Genomic DNA, 545 nt, shown 5'->3' with positions numbered 1-545 from the left:
ACGCATCGACGAGCCGCGCGCCGTTGCGGTAGACGTCCCATTGCAGGTTCGCGGCCATCGGCGCCACCGTCTCGCCGCGCCACGGATTGTTCGCGTACGTGTACGTCTGCGCTTGCGGCACGGGCGCGAACACGTCTTTCAGCTTCAGGATCGGTGCGAACGGAATCACCACTTCGGCATGCGTGAAGCGCAGCTTCGCCGCATTGGTCAGATCGCCGCGCGCGATCGCGTCGATCTCGGCGAAGAAATCGTCGACGAGCGCCTGCGCCATCCGGTAGGTGATGGGGTTCGTCTCGGCGATACCCGGGCCTTTTTCGTAGAAATCCTCGGCGTCCTGAAGATACGCGAGATACTCGGCCTGCGGCGCGGCGATGTAGCGCTCCATCGTGACGCCGCCCGTCTCGGCCGTCATCGCGGGCGCGACCTGCAGCAGGTTGTACAGCACGTTCGCGGCATCGGCGGCGGACTTGATCGTGGTCTTGCCGTCGCCCTTGAGCGTATGGGCGAACTTCGCGTCCGCCGCCGATGCCGCGAACGTGCTGTAC

The 545-nt window shown here is 65.5% G+C and carries 1 protein-coding gene; it reads right to left on the bottom strand.

Annotated features, from left to right (window positions below; genetic code table 11):
* On the bottom strand, positions 1-545 hold a 545-nt coding region (locus J5M67_RS27645), incomplete at both ends, for a histidine-type phosphatase (RefSeq protein WP_243434918.1).

Source organism: Pseudomonas sp. 30_B, assembly GCF_017491605.1.
Classification (GTDB): domain Bacteria; phylum Pseudomonadota; class Gammaproteobacteria; order Pseudomonadales; family Pseudomonadaceae; genus Pseudomonas.
This window is presented reverse-complemented; position numbering and strand designations above follow the sequence as displayed.